The sequence below is a fragment of the Mucilaginibacter sabulilitoris genome (assembly GCF_034262375.1).
Lineage (GTDB): Bacteria > Bacteroidota > Bacteroidia > Sphingobacteriales > Sphingobacteriaceae > Mucilaginibacter > Mucilaginibacter sabulilitoris.
In genome coordinates this window covers 2,044,191-2,063,338 of the sequence record NZ_CP139558.1, presented here as the reverse complement: position 1 = coordinate 2,063,338, position 19,148 = coordinate 2,044,191, and the positions used below count along the sequence as shown (strand labels likewise).

14 protein-coding genes and 5 tRNA genes are annotated in these 19,148 nt (G+C 39.5%); all 19 read right to left on the bottom strand.

The features are described from left to right. Nucleotides 1-88: 88 nt before the first annotated feature. A complete protein-coding gene (locus tag SNE25_RS08785) occupies nt 89-1,141 on the bottom strand; it encodes an NAD-dependent epimerase (protein WP_321564718.1) in 1,053 nt (350 codons plus the stop codon). A gap of 28 nt (nt 1,142-1,169) precedes the next feature. Beyond that, the gene (locus SNE25_RS08780; protein WP_321564717.1) at nt 1,170-3,560 is read right to left on the bottom strand and encodes a GumC family protein; all 2,391 of its coding nucleotides are present in this window, start codon (nt 3,558-3,560) and stop codon (nt 1,170-1,172) included. Nucleotides 3,561-3,565: 5 nt separating this feature from the next. Next, entirely contained in the window at nt 3,566-4,387 is an 822-nt protein-coding gene (locus SNE25_RS08775) for a polysaccharide biosynthesis/export family protein (protein ID WP_321564716.1), read from the bottom strand. A gap of 159 nt (nt 4,388-4,546) precedes the next feature. Continuing rightward, entirely contained in the window at nt 4,547-4,858 is a 312-nt protein-coding gene (locus SNE25_RS08770; RefSeq protein ID WP_321564715.1) for a DUF3467 domain-containing protein, read from the bottom strand. Nucleotides 4,859-5,091: 233 nt separating this feature from the next. Next, nucleotides 5,092-9,378 (bottom strand): DNA-directed RNA polymerase subunit beta', encoded by a 4,287-nt coding sequence (gene rpoC / locus SNE25_RS08765; RefSeq protein ID WP_321564714.1) that lies wholly within the window; start codon nt 9,376-9,378, stop codon nt 5,092-5,094. A gap of 96 nt (nt 9,379-9,474) precedes the next feature. Further along, a complete protein-coding gene (rpoB, locus tag SNE25_RS08760; RefSeq protein WP_321564713.1) occupies nt 9,475-13,278 on the bottom strand; it encodes a DNA-directed RNA polymerase subunit beta in 3,804 nt (1,267 codons plus the stop codon). Nucleotides 13,279-13,509: 231 nt separating this feature from the next. Next, the gene (gene rplL / locus SNE25_RS08755) at nt 13,510-13,893 is read right to left on the bottom strand and encodes a 50S ribosomal protein L7/L12 (RefSeq protein WP_321564712.1); all 384 of its coding nucleotides are present in this window, start codon (nt 13,891-13,893) and stop codon (nt 13,510-13,512) included. Between the two features lie 63 nt (nt 13,894-13,956). Further along, nucleotides 13,957-14,475: a 50S ribosomal protein L10 gene (gene rplJ, locus SNE25_RS08750; protein WP_321564711.1), complete on the bottom strand. Its 519-nt coding sequence runs from the start codon at nt 14,473-14,475 to the stop codon at nt 13,957-13,959. Nucleotides 14,476-14,477: 2 nt separating this feature from the next. After that, nucleotides 14,478-15,176 carry a 50S ribosomal protein L1 gene (rplA, locus tag SNE25_RS08745; RefSeq protein ID WP_321564710.1) on the bottom strand — a complete coding sequence of 233 codons (699 nt, stop codon included), beginning with the start codon at nt 15,174-15,176 and terminating at the stop codon, nt 14,478-14,480. 24 nt (nt 15,177-15,200) lie between these two features. After that, nucleotides 15,201-15,644, bottom strand: a complete 444-nt coding sequence (rplK, locus tag SNE25_RS08740) for a 50S ribosomal protein L11 (protein ID WP_321564709.1) — start codon at nt 15,642-15,644, stop codon at nt 15,201-15,203. A 192-nt stretch (nt 15,645-15,836) separates the two neighbouring features. Next, nucleotides 15,837-16,379: a transcription termination/antitermination protein NusG gene (nusG, locus tag SNE25_RS08735; RefSeq protein ID WP_076374894.1), complete on the bottom strand. Its 543-nt coding sequence runs from the start codon at nt 16,377-16,379 to the stop codon at nt 15,837-15,839. Nucleotides 16,380-16,396: 17 nt separating this feature from the next. Further along, nucleotides 16,397-16,591, bottom strand: coding sequence for a preprotein translocase subunit SecE (gene secE / locus SNE25_RS08730; protein ID WP_321564708.1), 195 nt, complete (start codon nt 16,589-16,591; stop codon nt 16,397-16,399). Between the two features lie 19 nt (nt 16,592-16,610). Then, a tRNA-Trp gene (locus tag SNE25_RS08725) sits at nt 16,611-16,681 on the bottom strand. Nucleotides 16,682-16,758: 77 nt separating this feature from the next. Beyond that, nucleotides 16,759-17,946: an elongation factor Tu gene (tuf, locus tag SNE25_RS08720; protein ID WP_321564707.1), complete on the bottom strand. Its 1,188-nt coding sequence runs from the start codon at nt 17,944-17,946 to the stop codon at nt 16,759-16,761. A gap of 69 nt (nt 17,947-18,015) precedes the next feature. Continuing rightward, a tRNA-Thr gene (locus SNE25_RS08715) sits at nt 18,016-18,087 on the bottom strand. Between the two features lie 91 nt (nt 18,088-18,178). Then, nucleotides 18,179-18,251, bottom strand: a tRNA-Gly gene (locus tag SNE25_RS08710). Nucleotides 18,252-18,332: 81 nt separating this feature from the next. After that, a tRNA-Tyr gene (locus tag SNE25_RS08705) sits at nt 18,333-18,413 on the bottom strand. Between the two features lie 66 nt (nt 18,414-18,479). Next, nucleotides 18,480-18,552, bottom strand: a tRNA-Thr gene (locus tag SNE25_RS08700). A gap of 242 nt (nt 18,553-18,794) precedes the next feature. Next, a complete protein-coding gene (hpf, locus tag SNE25_RS08695) occupies nt 18,795-19,142 on the bottom strand; it encodes a ribosome hibernation-promoting factor, HPF/YfiA family (RefSeq protein ID WP_321564706.1) in 348 nt (115 codons plus the stop codon). Nucleotides 19,143-19,148: the final 6 nt, after the last annotated feature.

Sequence of the window (19,148 nt, the reverse complement as noted above, 5' to 3'; positions counted from 1 at the left end):
TATCGTTTTTTGAAAAAGTTTATTGCTTAGCAGCTTAGATGATAAATTTCTGATCTTAACTAACACTACACTTAAATATAATTATAAATTAACTATTTGTATAATACCTATTAAACCAATAAACAAAGTTCTGAAGACCAATTTCTATCGGGGTCTGGGGTTTGTAGCCGTAAGCAGCGAGACCATCAATATTAGCCCACGTAGCAGGGACATCACCATCCTGAATATCCATCAAATCCATGACCGCCTTCTTTTCCATATACTTTTCTATCTCCCTAATGAAACTCATCAATTGAACGGGAGTATTATTTCCTATATTATATATACGATATGGCGCTGAGGATGTGGATGGATCGGGATTTAAAGCAGACCATTGGCTATTTTTAACTGGCGGATTATCCACAGTCAGTAAGATTCCATCGATTATATCATCAATATATGTAAAGTCGCGCATCATTTTCCCATGATTAAATACTTTTATAGGTTTACCATTTTTAATTGCGTCTGCAAATAGAAAATACGCCATGTCAGGCCTTCCCCAAGGGCCATAAACAGTAAAAAACCTCAAACCTGACGTAGGAATATCGTACAAATGGCTATAAGTATGAGCCATTAACTCATTGGCTTTTTTACTAGCCGCATATAAGGAAACCGGGTGGTTCGCATTATTTACGACGTCAAAAGGCATCTCCTTATTTAAACCATAAACACTCGATGAACTTGCATAAATCAAATGTTTTACGCTAAAATGCCTACAAACTTCAAGTATATTTAAGAAACCAACTATGTTAGACTGAACATACACATCCGGGTTTTCAATGGAGTATCTAACACCTGCTTGAGCGGCAAGATTAACAATTACATCGAACTTTTCCCTTTCGGCTAGTGCAATTAATGCATCTTTGTCCTCAAGATTCATCCTAACAAACTTATAAAGAGGATATTTTTGACTGATAACTTCATTATTCCATTCAGCAGCTTGTCGACCTATACCGGCCTCTTCCAACCGTGAAAATTTCAATCTTACGTCATAATAGTCATTGATGTTATCTAATCCTATGATCGTGTGCCCATCATTAATTAGTCGATTAACCAATGAGTAGCCAATAAAGCCCGCAGCTCCGGTGACGAGGAATTTCATTTATGTGTATTTAAGTTCGTAATTAAATTTAACGCTTAAGAAAGCTAAACCGTGATTTTTTTTCCGTGCGTTCGGCATAACCATAGCCATATCCATAGCCATAACCATATCCATAGCCATAACCATATCCATAATAACCTGCCTTTTTCGCCTTTATATCATTTACGAGCAAATAAGGTCTCCGTATTTTTCCGTTTGCCTTTAAGTCATTAATAATATTTAGCTGAGTTTTAAGTGTATATTCTTGCCTGACAACATAAAGAGTTAAATCGACAAGCTTTTCAATTTGTAACGCATCCGATACTAGCCCTACCGGTGGGGAGTCAATGATGATAAAATCGAACGTTTTTCGAAGTTCCAACACCAGTAATTCTAACTTTTTACCGAGTAAAAGTTCAGAAGGGTTTGGAGGGACTGGTCCAGAGGAAATTACGAAATAGTTTTCGTCAAATACTGTTGGTTTAATTATGTCTTCGATATTATCGCTTTGAGAAACAGCGAAATTCGTAAACCCAAAACTATTATCTAAGCCTAAACTATGGGACAACTTGGGCTTGCGCAAATCAAGCTCAATGATCACCGTCTTCTTTCCACTGATAGATAAAATCCCTCCAAGATTGGCCGAGATAAAGGACTTACCTTCGCCACTCATACTTGAGGTAATCAAAATAACTTGGGACTTACCACCAGAAAGTAAAAACTGGAGATTAGTTCTTAGACTTCGGAATTGTTCTGAAATAATGGACCGCGAATTAGCAGTAAATACAATTGAGTTCGCACCTGTATTACTTCCAATTTCTCCTACAATAGGTATCGATGTCAATTTTTCGACATCTTGTTTAGTAATCACCCTAATGTTTAAAACTTCTTTAATATATAAAAATAAAGAGGGAATCAATAACCCTACAAATAACCCCATAAGCACTATAACAGGCATATTGGGTTTAAAAGGGTTATAATCGCTTTTAGCAGGATCAACTATCCTGGCTGCCGAGATAGTAGAAGTTTTAGAGATTGCCGTTTCCTCTTTCTTTTGCAATAGATACAGATACAATTGCTCTTGCAAATTCTGTTTACGAGAATAGTCTAAGTAAACCCTTTGCTTCCTTGGTACACTTTTTACCTCGTTATTTAGAGAAACATTTTTATCCTTTATAGCATCCAAACTAATCTTTAAAGATTTCCTGTATACGTCAAAGCTTTTAATCAAACTTTGTCTTACATTCTCAATCTCATCATCAACATTCTTCACAATAGGGTTATCATCTTTATATGCCAATGTAAGTTTGTCTCTTTGAGACAATAACTCATTGTATTTTCCAATAGCCAAACCAAATACTGGATCTTGGACCGATAAAGAACTTGGAATAATTTTTCTGTTTGTAGGATTCGTTATATATTTCGAAATATCATCTAAAACTGATATCTGTACTTGCTGTTCATTAAGCTTATTATAGTACTCCTTTACATTGTCCACAAGTGCCTTCCCTTGCTCAACAACATCAGCAACATTATTCTCTTGTTTAAATTCCTGGAATTCGGTCTCAATACCAGAAAGTTCCCTACTAACGATACCCAATCGACTATCAATAAACTTCAAAGTACTATCAGCAATCTGTATTTTAGTTTCCAAGTTAGATCGCTGATAAAATGTCATCAGCGTTTGCAAAATCGCTTCTCCCTTTTTTGAATTCGAGTATGCAAGTTGCAATGCTAGTGTAGTACTCTGTTTATCAGTTAAACTAACATCAAAATCTTTCGATAAATCTTCAACTTCTTTATCAAGAGATTTAATGACGAGTTTATAACCGTTAGGCTCAGGTTTCTTGTTTGGCTTTACATTAAAAACCACGTCATATTGTTGCAGATGTACCACCGTTCCGTATTTAAAAGACGTATCAAGATCCTCTTTAAAACTGTGCAAATGAATTACATCACCTTTGATGTCTACATCATAAGACCGCTCTTCCAAAGAGTCTATTTTAGGTGATATATTTATAGTAAAAGGCTCTTCATTGAATAACTCTGTTCTTTTAATTAACCCTTTTTTATAAACAATTACGTTCAAATTAAGCGCCTTGGCAACCTGCCTCATTAAATTTCTGGAAGTAAGGTTATCTATTTCGTTATAGGCATTACTTGGTAGTGACAATAAATCAGATAGATCCATCATAGAACTAACACTTGACAACTTGCTCGAAGGGGAATTTGAATTATCGTCAATGGTTATTTTACTCGTGATTTTGTATTTAGGCGTTCCATACTTTATGTATCCAACCGCGCAGAACAAACAAAACGCTAAACTAATTAAAAACAAATACCAATACTCAAATACCTTACTTATAATATTCTTAATATCAAGCGTGTCCTCTTCTTTTAGGTCATGATCCTCATCATGCCTTGGAGCGTCAATTTGCATATTTCTTAAAAATTAATCCTGGTGAATAAAACAATTAATACAGACAATGCCGAGCCTATTATCGCGAGAGTCTTCGCCTGGTTGATGTCAGTCGCTGCGACTTTAGATTTGTTAGGCTCAACATAAATGATATCGTTTTGACGCAAATAAAAATAAGCAGAACTCATTAAATCGCTTCGATTTAGATTAATACGATAGGGACTTTTAGTGCCATCGGCATTTTCTCTTACCAACAATATATTATCACGTTTGCCGTAGATCGTTAAATCACCAGCCATCGCTAATGCATCAAGGACACTAACGCGTTCATTAGGCGTGGTATATTGACCAGGCTTGGCAACTTCTCCCGTTACACTAATCTTAAAATTCGCATACCTTACGATCACAGTGGGTTCTTTAAAGTATTTCGAGGCCTCAGCGAGAACCAACTCTCTTGTTTGGGTAGTGGTAAGTCCTACAACCTTAATATGACCTAAAATTGGAACATCGACAAATCCTTGTTTATTTACTAAATAACCAGAAGAAATTTGTTGATTTAAACTGGAAGCCCCTAAACCGACGGATGAAGTGCTCTGAATAGGAACATTCCCGAGGGTAATTGAATTTGTAGCAAGCGGATCTACAGTCTGGACTAGAATAGTCACAATATCATCAATCTGAATGACCGGCTCTGTATATTCGGCTTTAGCTATTGTCTTCATTTGCCCGGAGTCAGGAATATCCTGAAAATATTTAATATTTTTAGTGCTAGAACAGGAAAATATAGTGGAGCTAATTAGCAAAATGAACAATATAAAAAATGAATTGAATAGGTAGTATTTTCTCATAAAATTAAGATTGCATAATTTTTAGGTATGTTTTTAAATTGGTGCAATATATGCACACTTTTTCACAAAAACAACACAAAATTATTATTATATTTAAAATAACAGACTTAAAGTGCCTTTTTGCTAATTAAATACGTGTTTTAATATAAAATTATTAATTCAAGCCTGACCCATCGTACCACCAAAATTCATAGGAAAACCGGATGGATCTTGTTGAATTTTGATTTTGCCATTAAGCGCTTCGAACTTCTGCAGGTTGTCCTCCAGAGCCGTCAGCAAACGCTTGGCATGTTCGGGAGTTAATATAATACGCGATTTAACCTTGGCTTTCGGTACTCCTGGCATTACTCTGATAAAGTCAAGTACAAACTCAGAGCTGGAATGCGTGATAATCGCGAGATTTGAATAGATTCCTTCGGCTATCTCTTCGGACAGTTCTATGTTTAGCTGATTTTCAGATTGCTCTTCCATGATTCTAAGTTAATAATGTATTCATTTTGTTCAGTGCATTTTTTTGCAATAATTAAGAATTAACAATTATTTAAATTTGCGAATTTTCCGATAGAACTGCACTTTAATGCCAAAAATACAACCATTAAACGGAATTATTGCCATTTTTGTTACAAATCTTTTATTTTTTTTGATACCAATAAAAAAGGCCCTCCTTTGACGGGAGAGCCTTCCAATTAATATTTAACTCCTGATTAAGCTTCTATTTCTTCGGCTTTTGAAGCCATTAAGCGGTCAAACTCCTCTTGTGAGCCTACACGGATATTTTCGTATTCGCGTAAACCTGTACCTGAAGGGATTAGGTGACCAACAATAACGTTTTCTTTCAAACCAAGCATCAGGTCTTTTTTACCTGCTATCGCGGCTTCATTCAGTACTTTGGTTGTTTCCTGGAATGATGCTGCCGAAATAAACGATTTGGTACCTAATGACGCCCTGGTGATACCTTGCAGTATCGGGCTTGAAGTTGCAGGGATGGCGTCACGTACTTCAACCAGCTTTAAGTCTCTGCGTTTCAACATGGAGTTCTCATCGCGCAGTTTCCTTAATGATACAATCTGACCGGCCTTTAAAGTAGTTGAATCACCTGGTTCAACAATAACCTTTTTATCAAATATCTCATCGTTTTCGTTCATGAAATCCCAGCTGTCAACAGCTTCTCGCTCAAGGAAACGGGTATCACCTGCATCCTCAATGGATACTTTCTGCATCATCTGGTGAACAATAACTTCAAAGTGTTTGTCATTGATCTTCACACCCTGTAAACGGTAAACCTCTTGTATACCATTCACCAGGTATTCCTGTACCGCGGCCGGGCCTTTAATGGCTAGGATATCAGCAGGAGATATTGAACCATCAGACAATGGCATACCCGCTTTCACAAAGTCGTTATCCTGTACAAGGATGTGTTTTGACAATGGAACCAGGTATTTTTTAACCTGGCCGTCTTTTGATTCGATAGTGATTTCGCGGTTACCACGTTTTACACCACCTAAGGTTACCACACCATCAATTTCGGTTACTACAGCCGGGTTAGACGGATTACGTGCTTCAAACAACTCGGTTACACGTGGTAAACCACCTGTAATATCCCGGGTTTTACCGGTTGAACGAGGGATTTTAGCAATAACCTGTCCGGTTTGTAGTTTTTCACCTTCCTCAACAGCAATGTGGGCGCCTACCGGAATGTTGTATCCTTTAATAACGTTACCTTTTGTATCGGTAACTTGAATAGAAGGATTTTTAGTTTTATCCCTGGTATCGATAATTACTTTTTCGCGGTGACCTGTTTGCTCATCAGATTCTTCACGGAAAGTGATGCCTTCTAATACGGCTTCAAACTGGGTTAAACCAGCAAACTCAGATATGATAACGGCATTGTACGGATCCCATGAACAGATACGGTCGCCTTTTACGATCTTGCTGCCATCTTTTACATACAGATATGAACCGTATGGAATATTATTGGTAACAATTACCTTGTTGCTTCCTTGTTCAATAATCCGGAACTCACCAGAACGGCCTAATACCACATCTACTTTACCTTCTTCAGTATTGTATTCAACGGTACGAACGTTCTCAAATTCAATGATACCATCAAACCTGGCATTGATCTGCGATTCTGCAGCAATGTTTGACGCGGTACCACCCACGTGGAATGTACGCAAGGTTAACTGTGTACCCGGCTCACCGATTGACTGTGCAGCAATTACACCTACAGCCTCACCTTTTTGTACGCGTTTACCGCTGGCAAGGTTACGGCCATAGCATAAGGCACACACACCGCGTTTGCTTTCGCATGTTAATACCGAACGTATTTCGATGCCTTCAAGCGGAGAGTTTTCTATTTTCTTGGCAACTTCTTCAGTAATATCCTGACCGGCTGTCGCTAACAGTTCGTTAGTGATAGGGTCATGAACATCGTGTAAAGTAGTACGGCCTAAAATACGATCATACAATGGTTCAACAATATCCTCATTATCTTTCAGCGCAGTTGTGTAGATACCTCTTAAAGTACCGCAATCAACTTCACCAACAATCATATCCTGGGCAACGTCATGCAACCTACGGGTTAAGTAACCGGCATCGGCAGTTTTCAACGCCGTATCCGCCAAACCTTTACGTGCACCGTGAGTTGAGATAAAGTACTCCAATACCGACAAACCTTCTTTAAAGTTTGAAAGGATCGGGTTTTCAATAATCTCACCACCTGAACCTGATTTTTGAGGTTTCGCCATCAAACCACGCATACCTGCAAGCTGACGGATCTGCTCTTTTGAACCACGCGCACCTGAATCAAGCATCATGTACACCGAGTTAAAGCCCTGGTTATCGGTTGACAGGATCTCCATCACGTTTGAAGTTAAACGGTTGTTGATACGTGTCCAGATATCGATAATCTGGTTGTAACGCTCGTTGTTGGTAATGAAACCCATGTTGTAGTTACCCATTACCTCTTCAACCTGTTTAGAGGCCGTTTCGATAAGTGTAACTTTTTCAGCAGGAATGTTGATATCTTTCAGGTTAAATGATAAACCACCCTGGAACGCCATTTTGAAACCTAATTCCTTAATATCATCAAGGAACTGGGCTGCACGGGCCATGCCGGTGATTTTAACAACCTCACCAATAATATCACGCAATGATTTCTTGGTAAGCAATTCGTTAATATAACCTACTTCAACCGGTACGTGTTGGTTAAACAATACGCGGCCTACTGTAGTATCAATGATCTTACTTACAATGCTGCCATCTTTTTCTTTAGCAAGCGCTTTAACCTTGATAAAGGCATGCAGGTCAAGTTTCTTCTCGTTGTAAGCAATAATTACTTCTTCTGCAGAGTAGAAGGTTAAGCCTTGTCCTTTAACCACCCTGGTTTCATCAGTTTTACGGCCTTTGGTTATGTAGTACAAACCAAGCACCATGTCCTGAGACGGAACGGTAATAGGAGTTCCGTTGGCAGGGTTAAGGATGTTGTGCGATGCAAGCATCAGAATTTGGGCTTCCAGGATTGCCGCGTTACCAAGTGGTACGTGAACAGCCATCTGGTCACCGTCAAAATCCGCGTTGAAGGCAGTACAGGTTAAGGGGTGCAATTGGATCGCTTTACCTTCAACCAATTTTGGCTGGAACGACTGGATACCTAACCTGTGCAGCGTAGGCGCACGGTTTAGTAATACCGGGTGTCCTTTCAATACGTTTTCCAGAATGTCCCAAACTAATGGGTCTTTACGGTCAACGATCTTTTTGGCAGATTTTACTGTTTTAACCACACCCCGCTCAATCATTTTGCGAATGATAAATGGTTTAAACAGCTCGGCAGCCATATCTTTTGGTAAACCGCACTCGTGTAACTTAAGGTTAGGACCTACAACAATTACCGAACGGGCAGAGTAATCCACACGTTTACCCAATAAGTTTTGACGGAAACGGCCTTGCTTTCCTTTCAGGATGTCTGAAAGTGATTTCAATGCACGGTTACCTTCGGTTTTTACCGCGTTTACTTTACGTGAGTTATCAAATAACGAGTCAACAGCTTCCTGTAACATACGTTTTTCGTTACGTAAAATAACCTCTGGTGCTTTAATCTCGATCAATCGTTTTAAACGGTTGTTACGGATAATTACACGACGGTAAAGGTCATTCAAATCTGAAGTAGCAAAACGGCCACCTTCCAGTGGAACCAATGGACGCAGCTCAGGCGGGATAACCGGAACGATTTTAACAATCATCCACTCGGGGTTATTTTCAATCCTGGTTTTTGCATCGCGGAAAGCTTCAACAACCTGTAAACGTTTTAAAGCTTCGTTTTTACGTTGCTGTGAGGTTTCGTTTGCGGCCTGGTGACGCAGGCTGAATGATAATTCATCCAGGTCAAGGCGTTTTAACAGTTCTTCCAGAGCCTCGGCACCCATTTTGGCCACAAATTTCTGAGGATCTTTGTCGTCAAGGTACTGGTTTTCTTTCGGAAGGGTATCTAATACGTCAAGGTATTCTTCTTCAGTAAGGAAATCCATTTTGTTGATTCCGTCTGCTTCTTTAATACCAGGCTGTATAACTACATATCTTTCGTAGTAAATGATCAGGTCGAGCCTTTTGGTTGGTAAACCTAACAGGTAACCAATTTTATTAGGCAACGAACGGAAGTACCAGATATGCGCAACAGGAACTACAAGGTTAATATGGCCCATACGCTCACGACGTACTTTCTTCTCGGTTACTTCAACACCGCAACGGTCGCAAACAATACCTTTATAACGGATACGTTTGTATTTACCGCAATGGCACTCATAATCTTTAACCGGACCAAAAATACGTTCGCAGAATAAACCATCGCGCTCAGGTTTATAAGTCCTGTAGTTGATAGTTTCTGGTTTTAAAACTTCACCGCTTGAACGCTCAAGAATGGACTCCGGAGAGGCCAGGCTGATGGTAATGGTGGTGAAATTACTTTTGATTTTATTATCCTTTTTGTAAGACATAGTCTCCTTTGTTTTTAATTATTGAAGGATGAATTATTGAATTATAAATTGAGGAACTGAACTATTCAATAATTCAATCCCTCAATAATTCAATAATTATTCAAGCGTGATATCTAAACCTAAACCTCTTAATTCGTGAACCAATACGTTGAATGATTCAGGAACCGACGGTGTTGGCAGGTTTTCACCTTTAACAATGGCTTCGTAAGTTTTGGCACGGCCGATAACATCATCCGATTTAACGGTTAATATTTCCTGCAGTATGTTTGATGCACCGAATGCTTCGAGTGCCCAAACCTCCATCTCACCGAAACGCTGACCACCAAACTGGGCTTTACCACCCAATGGCTGTTGTGTAATTAATGAGTATGGCCCAATTGAACGTGCGTGCATCTTATCGTCAACCATGTGACCCAGTTTCAGCATGTATATAATACCCACTGTAGTTTGCTGGTCAAAACGATCGCCTGTTAAGCCGTTGTATAAATAGGTACGGCCTGATTCTGGTAAGTTTGCCTTTTTAACCCACTCTTCCACTTCTTCATGGCTTGCACCGTCAAAAATCGGCGTAGCGAATTTAATACCAAGCTCTTTACCGGCCCAGCCTAATACGGTTTCATAAATCTGCCCTAAGTTCATACGTGAAGGTACACCCAGCGGGTTCAACACAATATCAACCGGTGTTCCGTCTTCAAGGAAAGGCATATCCTCGTCACGTACAATACGCGCAACAATACCTTTATTACCGTGACGACCGGCCATTTTATCACCCACTTTAAGCTTACGCTTTTTAGCGATGTAAACCTTAGCCATTTGAACTATACCTGATGGCAGCTCATCACCCACACTGATAGCGAATTTATCACGACGATAAGCGCCCAGCTCCTCATTAACTTTGATGTTATAGTTGTGAAGAAGGATCTTGATCTGATCGTTTTTATCATCATCAGTTGTCCATTTAGTTGGGTTAATATTTTCGTAATTAAGCTCAACTAATATTTTCTGAGTGAATTTTACACCTTTTGGTACATGCAGCTCTTTGTAAACGTTATAAACCCCTTGTGATGTTTTACCGTTAACGATCTCAAATAACTTTTCAATTAAAGTATTTTTCAGATCTTTTACGGCTTTTTCATGTTTGGTATCCAGCTTTTCCAACTGTGCTTTTTCTTCGGCTTTTGAAGTCTTTTTAGCACGGCTGAATAATTTGGTATCGATAACCACACCCGCAATAGATGGCGGAGTTTTCAGTGACGCATCTTTAACGTCGCCTGCTTTATCACCAAATATGGCACGTAACAGTTTTTCTTCCGGTGATGGGTCCGATTCTCCTTTTGGAGTGATCTTGCCTATCAGGATATCGCCTTCTTTAACCTCGGCGCCTACACGGATAATTCCGTCTTCGTCAAGGTCTTTGGTAGCTTCTTCCGATACGTTAGGGATATCTGGTGTCAATTCCTCTTCACCGCGTTTGGTATCACGAACTTCCAGCTCAAACTCTTCAACGTGAAGTGAAGTGAAAATATCCTGTGATACAACACGCTCAGATATTACAATCGCATCCTCAAAGTTATATCCCTGCCAAGGCATGAACGCTACTTTAAGGTTACGTCCTAACGCAAGTTCGCCATCCTGTGTTGCGTATCCTTCGCAAAGCACTTCACCTTTTGATACCCTCTGGCCTTTTTTAACAATAGGCTTAAGGTTCATGGTAGTACTTTGGTTGGTTTTCTTAAACTTGGTTAAACGGTAGCTTTTTGAATCGCCGTCAAATGAAATCAGGCGGTCAAGCTCGTCACGGTCATATTTAATACGGATCTCGTTCGCGTCAACATATTCAACCACACCATCGCCTTCGGCATTGATAAGTGTACGTGAATCTTTGGCAACACGACCTTCCAGTCCGGTTCCAACAATTGGCGCTTCCGGACGTAACAATGGTACGGCCTGGCGTTGCATGTTCGATCCCATCAATGCACGGTTAGCATCGTCATGTTCAAGGAACGGAATTAATGAAGCCGCAATAGAAGTGATCTGGTTTGGAGCTATGTCCATCAAATCAAGTCTTTCAGGCTCAATGATCGGGAAGTCACCCTCAAAACGTGCTTTAACACGCGGGGTTGCAAATACACCGTTATCATCATAATGCGCGTTTGCCTGGCCAATTGTTTTACCGTCTTCATCTTCTGCAGACAGGTAAATAACCGGCTCCTGAACTTGTACCTTACCTTCAACCACACGTTTGTATGGCGTTTCGATAAAGCCTAAATTGTTGATCTTAGCGTGTACGCAAAGTGACGAAATCAAACCAATGTTCGGTCCTTCAGGAGTTTCAATGGTACACAACCTGCCGTAGTGGGTATAGTGTACGTCACGAACCTCGAAACCGGCACGCTCACGTGACAGACCACCAGGCCCAAGGGCTGACAGACGACGCTTATGCGTAATCTCTGCCAGTGGATTGGTTTGGTCCATAAACTGTGATAGCTGGTTTGTTCCAAAGAACGAATTAATCACTGATGATAATGTACGCGCGTTGATCAAGTCGGTTGGAGTAAACACCTCGTTGTCACGGATGTTCATACGCTCACGTATGGTACGCGCCATACGGGCCAAACCAACACCAAACTGAGCATATAACTGCTCACCTACTGTACGAACACGACGGTTTGACAAGTGGTCAATATCATCCACCTCAGCTTTAGAGTTGATCAGTTTGATCAAATACTTAACTATGGCAATAATATCCTGCTTGGTTAATACCTTCGTTTCTTCAGAAGTAGTTAACTTAAGCTTGCGGTTAATGCGGTAACGGCCCACATCGCCCAGGTCATATCTTTTATCAGAGAAGAATAAACGATCAATGATACCACGTGCTGTTTCTTCATCAGGTGGTTCGGCGTTACGTAACTGACGGTAGATATGCTCAACCGCTTCTTTCTCCGAGTTGGAAGTATCTTTCTGTAAAGTATTGTATATAATGGTATAATCGCCGCTGGTGGCTGCATCTTCCTTGTTCAGGATAATGGTTTTAACACCTGCGTCAATGATCATATCAATGTGGTCATCTTCCAGTACGGTTTCACGCTCAAGGATGATCTCGTTACGGTCGATAGATACCACTTCACCGGTGTCTTCGTCCACGAAATCTTCAACCCATTTTTTAAGCACCCTTGCAGCAAGCTTACGGCCGATATATTTTTTCAGACCTGATTTGCTCACCTTTATTTCATCAGCCAGTTCAAACAGCTCTAATATATCCTTATCAGAGTCGTAACCAATGGCACGAAGCAGTGTGGTAACCGGGAATTTCTTTTTACGGTCAATGTAAGCATACATCACGTTATTAACGTCTGTAGCAAACTCAATCCATGAACCTTTGAAAGGTATAACACGGGCCGAGTATAATTTTGTACCGTTGGTGTGGCGGCTCTGACCAAAGAACACGCCTGGTGAACGGTGTAACTGCGATACAATTACGCGCTCTGCACCATTAATAACAAATGTACCTTTAGGAGTCATGTACGGGATAGTTCCCAGGTACACGTCCTGTACAATTGTTTCAAAATCTTCGTGCTCCTCATCATTACATGACAGGCGAAGCTTGGCTTTTAAAGGTACACTATAAGTTAATCCGCGCTCAATACACTCTTGTATATCATAACGTGGCGGATCAATAAAGTAATCAAGAAACTCTAAAACAAAGATGTTTCTTGAATCTGAAATAGGAAAATTTTCGGCAAATACTTTAAACAACCCTTCTTTATAACGGTTGTCTGAGGTGGTTTCCAATTGAAAAAATTCCTGGAAAGATTGCAACTGAACATCCAGGAAATCAGGGTAATCAAGTACCTTTCTACTGGTTGCAAAGTTTACTCTTTGATTATTTTTGTTTGCCAAGGTGTTTTAATTTTAGTTTATTAATAAACTTTTGTAGATGTGAGATTTGAGATGTGAGATTTGAGACTGAAATTATAGTTAAGATATTGGCGGTTTAATTAAATCGCCAAAAATCTCAAATCTAATATCTCAATACTCATATCTAATTTCCGCACTCCAAACCTTTATAAACAGCAATAGACCCCGACCAAAACAGGTCGGAGTCTCATGCTATATTTTTATTGGGTTAACTTATTTAACCTCAACTACTGCTCCAGCTTCTTCTAATTGAGCTTTCAAAGATTGAGCTTCTTCTTTAGATACACCAGTTTTTAATTCTTTTGGTGCGCCATCAACAAGATCTTTAGCTTCTTTCAAACCTAAGCCAGTTAAGTCTTTTACTAATTTAACAACTGCTAATTTTGAGCCACCTGCTTCTTTCAGGATAACGTCAAATGCAGTTTGTTCAGCTGCAGCAGCAGGGGCATCATCGCCACCAGCAGGAGCAGCAGCAACAGCTACAGCTGCAGCAGCAGGCTCAATACCATACTCATCTTTTAAGATTTGAGCTAATTCGTTTACTTCCTTTACTGTTAAGTTTACCAACTGTTCAGCAAACGCTTTTAAATCCGCCATTTTATTTAAATTTTACTTTTAATGCTTTTTGTTTTTTAATATCGAACTTTAATAAGGTGTTCGTTAACCTCTTTCCTGTAATGTTTTTACAACGCCTGCAATGATAGTTCCGCCTGATTGTAGGGCTGAAATAACGTTTTTCGCAGGTGATTGCAGTAATCCAATTATCTCGCCAATCAATTGTTCCTTTGATTTTAGTTTGATCAAAGTATCGATTTGGTTATCACCGATAAATATCGCTGAATCAATATAGGCTGCTTTTAAAACTGGTTTGTCACCTTGTTTCCTTAATTGTTTGATCAACTTTGCCGGAGCAGTTGCTGATTTTGAGAAAAGAATTGATGATGAACCTTTTAATACATCAAATATTGGAGTATAATCGCCGCCTGCAGCTTCCATAGCTTTTTTAATCAAGCTATTTTTTGCTACCTTCATCGTAATATCACTTTCGAAACATTTACGACGGATGTCATTGATCTTTGCAACCGTCAGATCTGAAGTATCGGTAATATAAAAATTACCAAATTCATTCATCTGCTCAGTAAGGGCAAGAACAAGATCGTGTTTTTCTTCTTTATTCATGATTAAATCCCCGCTACTGTTTTGGTTTCAATTTCAATTCCTGGCGACATAGTTGAAGAGATATGGATACTCTTGAAATATGTTCCTTTTGCTGCAGATGGTTTTAATTTTGAGATAGTTTGCAATACCTCTAATGCATTCTCATAAATTTTATCTGCAGTGAAAGATGCTTTTCCTATTGAGGTATGGATGATACCTGTTTTATCAACTTTGAAGTCGATTTTACCACCTTTAACCTCAGTTACAGCTTTTCCTACTTCTGTAGTTACTGTACCTGATTTAGGGTTTGGCATAAGGTTACGAGGGCCTAATATACGACCTAAACGACCTACCTTAGCCATAACACTTGGCATAGTGATGATAATATCAACATCAGTCCATCCACCTTCAATCTTGGCAATATAATCATCCAAACCTACATAATCTGCACCTGCGTCTTTTGCTTCTTGTTCCTTATCAGGAGTACAAAGCACCAGTACACGTACAGTTTTACCGGTTCCATGAGGCAATGTTGCAATACCACGTACCATTTGATTGGCTTTACGAGGGTCAACACCTAAACGAACATCTATATCAACTGATGAATCAAATTTAGTAAGGGTTAATTCCTTTACCAAAGCTGATGCAGCTTCTAATGAATACGATTTATTAGCCTCAATTTTGGAGAGTGCCACTTTCTGATTTTTTGTTAATCTAGCCACTGTCTTAAACTGATTTTATATAAATTAATTATTCCAGGGAGCCGTACCTGATACGGTTATTCCCATACTACGGGCAGTACCTGCCACCATTTTCATGGCTGATTCAACTGTGAATGCGTTAAGATCCACCATTTTATCTTTAGCAATAGTTTCAACCTGATCCCAATTTACATTGGCAACCTTTTTACGGTTGGGCTCTGCTGAACCACTTTTTAAACCTGTTGCTTCCAGTAACTGGATTGCAACCGGAGGGGTTTTAATGATAAAATCGAAAGATTTATCAACATAAACAGTAATCAAAACAGGCAACACTTTACCAGGTTTATCCTGGGTACGTGCATTAAACTGCTTGCAAAACTCCATGATATTCACACCTTTTGCACCTAAAGCAGGTCCAATTGGCGGTGATGGGTTTGCAGCGCCGCCTTTTACCTGCAGCTTTACCATCGCACCGATTTCTTTTGCCATTTTAATTTACTTTAATTATAACTCAATGTTAGTAAGTGGAAGCTAAGTAACATTTAAGGTTTTTAGATTTGAGATGCCAGATATGAGATTTGAGCCTCTTACCCTTTTACAAACCTGTATATTTTTATATTATTGTTTAGTTTGATCAATTTGACTTTTCGATGTCTCACATCTAAAATCTCGTATCTCAATCTACTCTTTTTCTACCTGCATGTAATTCAATTCAAGCGGCGTACGGCGCCCGAATATCTTTACCATTACTTTTAATTTCTTTTTCTCTTCGTTAACCTCTTCTATAACACCGCTAAAGCCGTTGAACGGTCCGTCCATTACTTTCACGTTTTCGCCTATATAATAAGGTACGTTCATAGTTTCGCCCTGAGCGCTCATTTCGTCAACCTTACCTAAAATACGGTTAACTTCTGCCTGGCGCAACGGAATAGCATTTCCGGCCTTATCGCCTAAAAAACCTATAACGCTGTTTATATTTTTAATAATGTGTTCTGTTTCGCCGTCAAGTACAGCTTCCATTAACACATAACCCGGAAAATAGTTACGCTCTTTGGCTATCTTTTTTCCATCGCGCATTTGGTAGTACTTTTCAGTAGGTATAAGTACCTGTGGTACTAAATGCGTAATGCCCAAACGACTAATTTCGGCATCTATATATTGCTTTACCTTCTTTTCTTTACCACTGATGGCCCTCACTACATACCATTTCAATTGATCACTCATCGTTGTCTTCCCTGATATTATGTTAGTGAATGATAAAACGTTTTAAGCAAAAAGTTGATAATCTGGTCCATACCTAAAATAACCATCGCAATGATGATTGAAGCAACCAATACCAATATGGCACTGCTTTGCAATTCGCGCCAGGTTGGCCAAGTTACCTTTTGAGTTAACTCGATGTATGATTCTTTAATATATTCAGCTACGCCTGCCATTTTCTGTTATTTGCTTATGCACGGGAACAAGGATTCGAACCCTGATCAAAGGTTTTGGAGACCTCTATTCTACCATTGAACTATTCCCGTGTATATTTTATAATAAGAAAACATAAGTTTACTTTTTACAGTAAAACTTATGTTTCCAATTAACCTTTTTGAAATTCTTATTTCAAAATTTCAGTTACCTGACCAGCACCTACTGTTCTGCCACCTTCACGGATAGCGAAACGTAAGCCTTTTTCCATGGCAATAGCGTTAATCAACTTTACAGTGATAGTAACGTTATCACCTGGCATAACCATTTCTACACCTTCGGCCAGTGAAATTTCACCAGTTACGTCAGTTGTACGGAAATAGAATTGCGGACGGTATTTATTGAAGAATGGAGTGTGACGGCCACCTTCTGCTTTTGATAATACGTAAACTTCTGCTTTGAAGTCGGTGTGCGGAGTTACTGAACCTGGTTTGCAAATAACCATACCACGACGGATATCAGTTTTTTCAATACCACGTAACAATAAACCTACGTTGTCACCAGCTTCGCCACGGTCAAGGATCTTGCGGAACATCTCAACACCAGTTACGGTTGATTTTAAGTTCTCAGCACCCATACCCAGGATATCAACTGGCTCGCCAGAGTTGATTACACCACGCTCAATACGACCGGTAGCAACAGTACCACGACCGGTGATTGAGAACACGTCTTCAACTGGCATCAAGAATGGAAGATCAGTTAAACGTGGAGGAATTGGGATGTAGTTATCAACAGCTTCCATCAATTCCATAATTTTGCCAACCCATTTTGGATCGCCGTTCAGACCACCCAAAGCAGAACCCTGGATAACTGGGATATCATCACCTGGATATTCGTAGAATGATAATAATTCACGAATTTCCATTTCAACTAATTCTAATAATTCCGGATCATCAACCATGTCAACCTTGTTCATGAAAACAACAAGTGCAGGTACACCTACCTGACGTGCCAACAGGATGTGTTCGCGGGTTTGAGGCATCGGACCGTCAGTTGCAGCAACAACAATGATTGCACCATCCATCTGAGCAGCACCAGTAACCATGTTTTTCACATAATCCGCGTGACCTGGACAGTCAACGTGAGCATAGTGACGGTTAGCAGTTGAATATTCAACGTGGGCAGTGTTGATGGTAATACCACGCTCTTTTTCTTCAGGAGCTGAGTCAATTGAATCAAATGAACGAGCTTCTGATAAACCTGCATCAGCTAATACTTTAGTGATAGCTGCAGTAAGGGTTGTTTTGCCGTGGTCAACGTGACCGATTGTACCGATGTTTAAGTGCGGTTTACTGCGGTCAAACTTTTCTTTTGCCATGATTTATTTTATTATTTGTAGGTTAATTTTATACTTAAAATGTATTCTGTTTTATTCTTTATTCTATTGAGCCAACAATGGGATTTGAACCCATGACCTCTTCCTTACCAAGGAAGTGCTCTACCCCTGAGCTACGTCGGCTTATGCTTTTGGTCATTGGTTCATTTGTTTACTGGTTCATTGGTCTTTTCAATTCAGCACTAATGAACAATTCTTCTTCTTGAACCAACCGAGCGGAAGACGAGGTTCGAACTCGCGACCTATAGCTTGGAAGGCTATCGCTCTACCAACTGAGCTACTTCCGCTTTTTTTAAATTCCAAAAACTAAACTCTAAACTCCAAAACAATTTTAGAATTTAGAATTTAGCTATTCTGGAATCTTCCAGTGGGGGGAGAAGGATTCGAACCTTCGTAGCCGAAGCAACGGATTTACAGTCCGTCCCATTTGACCGCTCTGGTATCCCCCCATTTGTTAATTTCGGCTTTGTAATGTCCAAAGTTGAAGCTAAACATTACGCTTCCGAAAAAAACAGAGCCTCCTATCGGGATCGAACCAATGACCTACTGATTACAAGTCAGTCGCTCTACCAGCTGAGCTAAGGAGGCTTATATTTATTTTACCTTTCTTAATTGTTAAGCCTTAACAGGTCTTAAAAATCAGAGCGGCAAAACTAATAAGGTTTTTTATATTTTAAAGAACAATCTTCACAAAAATTTGCTGCAGTCAGCACCTCTCTGAAAGGGATTGCAAATCTACAAAAATTTAAACCTGTACAAAATTTTTTATCAAAAAAAATCGACGGATTATAAACCCGTCGATTTTTTCCTTAAAAAGGCCTTTTTAGGGCTTATAAATCGTCTTCTGCCGCCATCAGGATGGCCTTTTTGGCCGCGGCGTCAGCTATTGTTTTTTTCTGTTTGTGCTTTTCTATCTGCTTGCGCAGGCTTTCGATGGCCAAATCTGTCGCTTCTTCAAAACTTTTGCACTTTTCTTTCGCGAAAATCTGGTTGCCGGGGAGTAACAATTTTATTTCCGTTATCTTATTTGCCTCATCTTCCACATTCTCAAGCTTTAAGTAAACCTCGCCACTAATTATCTGGTCATAAAAAGTATCGAGTTTGTCAGCTTTTCTCTGAATAAAATCTAATAGTTTCCTGTCTGCGGTAAAATGAATTGATTGCACTGTAATTTTCATGTTTCC

Bases quoted from the DNA above. Each gene is read 5' to 3' on its own strand.
- SNE25_RS08785 (WP_321564718.1), bottom strand. From the start codon at position 1,141: ATGAAATTCCTCGTCACCGGAGCTGCGGGCTTTATTGGCTACTCATTG.
- SNE25_RS08780 (WP_321564717.1), bottom strand. From the start codon at position 3,560: ATGCAAATTGACGCTCCAAGGCATGATGAGGATCATGACCTAAAAGAA.
- SNE25_RS08775 (WP_321564716.1), bottom strand. From the start codon at position 4,387: ATGAGAAAATACTACCTATTCAATTCATTTTTTATATTGTTCATTTTG.
- SNE25_RS08770 (WP_321564715.1), bottom strand. From the start codon at position 4,858: ATGGAAGAGCAATCTGAAAATCAGCTAAACATAGAACTGTCCGAAGAG.
- rpoC (WP_321564714.1), bottom strand. From the start codon at position 9,378: ATGTCTTACAAAAAGGATAATAAAATCAAAAGTAATTTCACCACCATT.
- rplL (WP_321564712.1), bottom strand. From the start codon at position 13,893: ATGGCGGATTTAAAAGCGTTTGCTGAACAGTTGGTAAACTTAACAGTA.
- rplJ (WP_321564711.1), bottom strand. From the start codon at position 14,475: ATGAATAAAGAAGAAAAACACGATCTTGTTCTTGCCCTTACTGAGCAG.
- rplK (WP_321564709.1), bottom strand. From the start codon at position 15,644: ATGGCAAAAGAAATCGGTGCGATGGTAAAGCTGCAGGTAAAAGGCGGC.
- nusG (WP_076374894.1), bottom strand. From the start codon at position 16,379: ATGAGTGATCAATTGAAATGGTATGTAGTGAGGGCCATCAGTGGTAAA.
- secE (WP_321564708.1), bottom strand. From the start codon at position 16,591: ATGGCAGGCGTAGCTGAATATATTAAAGAATCATACATCGAGTTAACT.
- tuf (WP_321564707.1), bottom strand. From the start codon at position 17,946: ATGGCAAAAGAAAAGTTTGACCGCAGTAAACCGCACTTAAACATCGGT.
- hpf (WP_321564706.1), bottom strand. From the start codon at position 19,142: ATGAAAATTACAGTGCAATCAATTCATTTTACCGCAGACAGGAAACTA.